This is a genomic window from Actinotalea ferrariae, from assembly GCF_019733465.1.
Lineage (GTDB): Bacteria > Actinomycetota > Actinomycetes > Actinomycetales > Cellulomonadaceae > Actinotalea > Actinotalea ferrariae_A.
This window is the reverse complement of sequence record NZ_JACVQL010000416.1, coordinates 1-1,703: the sequence shown is the minus strand read 5'-3', so window position 1 is coordinate 1,703 and position 1,703 is coordinate 1. Positions and strand designations below refer to the sequence as shown.

Sequence of the window (1,703 nt, the reverse complement as noted above, 5' to 3'; positions counted from 1 at the left end):
GCGCAGGAGGACCGCCCAGGCGACGACGGCGGCCGCGAGCCAGACCAGTGCGAGCGCGCCGCGCGCGGCCGCACCCGCGAGGTCGCCGTCGGCGGCTGCCGCGGGCGTCGCCCAGACCAGACCGAGCGGCGACCACCCGAGCACCTGTGCGAGGGCCGGCACGCGCTCGAGGGCGCCCTCGAGACCCATCGAGCCGATGCTCAGGGCGGCCGGGACCGCGAGTCCCACGACGACGAGCCCGAGCACGGCGCCGGCCTCGCGCGAGCGCCGCGAGGCGAGCACGCGGCTCGCGAGCCCCGTCGTCACGCGCGCGCCGACGACGCACGTGGCGAGCGCCACCGGGGCGACGAGCAGCGCGACGACCGCACCCGTCCGGCCGCTGCCCGCCCACGCGAGCGCCGGCGCGAGGCACACGAGCGCGCTGAAGAGCGTCGGCAGCCCGAGCAGCGACGCCGCGAGGAGGCCGGGCACGAGGCGGCGCACCGGCACCGCGAACGTCGCGAAGCGGCTGATGTCGAGCGAGTCGTCCAGGCCCGGCACCAGGAGGGGGACGACGAGCCAGCCGAGCACGAGCAGCGAGCCGCCGACGACGAGGATGTCGTGGGCCACGTCGACGGGCTGGCCCGACAGCCAGAGCATGCCGCCGACGACGCTCGGCAGGGACAGCAGCGCCCAGAGCAGCCCGCACACCAGCAGGACGACCCGCCAGACCTCGCGCTGCAGGCTGTGCGCGAGCATGCGGGCCCTCAGGCGGACGAGGGTCGCAACCACGTGAGCTCCGGCTCGGCGCGTCCGCCGCCGAGGAGGTCGACGAACCTGTCCTCCAGATCCCGCCCCGCGCGCACCGCGTCGAGCGGGCCGGCCGCGAGCACCCGGCCGCCCGCGACGACGGCGACGTGGTCGCAGAGCCGCTCGACGAGCGCCATGACGTGGCTCGACAGGACGACCGTGCCGCCCGCCGCCACGAACTGCTGGAGGATCACCCGGATGGCGGCACCGGACACCGGGTCGACGGCCTCGAAGGGCTCGTCGAGCACCAGCAGCCGGGGCGCGTGGACGAGCGCGCACGCGAGGGCGATCTTCTTCGTCATGCCCGCGGAGTAGTCGGCCACGAGCGTCGCGCCCGCACCGTGCAGGTCCAGCGCGGTGAGCAGGTCGTCACGGCGCGCCGCGATGGTGTCTCGCGGCAGGCCGCGGAGCATGCCGGCGTAGCTGAGCAGCTCGGGCCCGGTCAGCCGGTCGAACACGCGCACGCCGTCGGGCAGCACGCCGAGCAGCGGCGCCGCGGCGAGCGGGTCCGCCCACAGGTCGACGCCGTGCACGTGCACCCGCCCGCCGTCGGGCACGAGCAGTCCCGTGGCCATGCTGAGCGTCGTCGTCTTGCCCGCACCGTTCGGGCCGACGACGCCGTAGAAGGAGCCGGCCGGGATGTCGAGGTCGATGCCGGCGACCGCGACGGTGGGGCCGAACCGCTTGACCAGACCGCGCAGTGACAGGGCCGGGGCGCCCGGGAGAGGTGCCGACGCCGGCCCGGGACCGTGCGCGGGCGAGGCGCCCTGGGGCGGCTGCTCGCTCGGGGCCGTCGGTCTCACCGCCTCACCCTACGGGCGGGACGTCCTCCCGTGCGGCGGCGGCGGCGTCGGCGTCGGCGGTTCCCGCCCGGCGCCGGCGCACCACGACGGCGGCCACGAGGGCCGCAGCCG

1 protein-coding gene and 1 pseudogene are annotated in these 1,703 nt (G+C 77.2%); both read right to left on the bottom strand.

Annotated elements, in window-relative coordinates:
• A pseudogene (locus ICW40_RS20510) lies at positions 1 to 771 on the bottom strand (hypothetical protein); the annotation flags it as partial.
• Positions 747 to 1,592, bottom strand: a complete 846-nt coding sequence (locus ICW40_RS20505) for an ABC transporter ATP-binding protein (protein ID WP_221655816.1) — start codon at positions 1,590 to 1,592, stop codon at positions 747 to 749. The gene ICW40_RS20505 and the pseudogene ICW40_RS20510, both read right to left, overlap by 25 nt.
• Positions 1,593 to 1,703 lie beyond the last annotated feature (111 nt).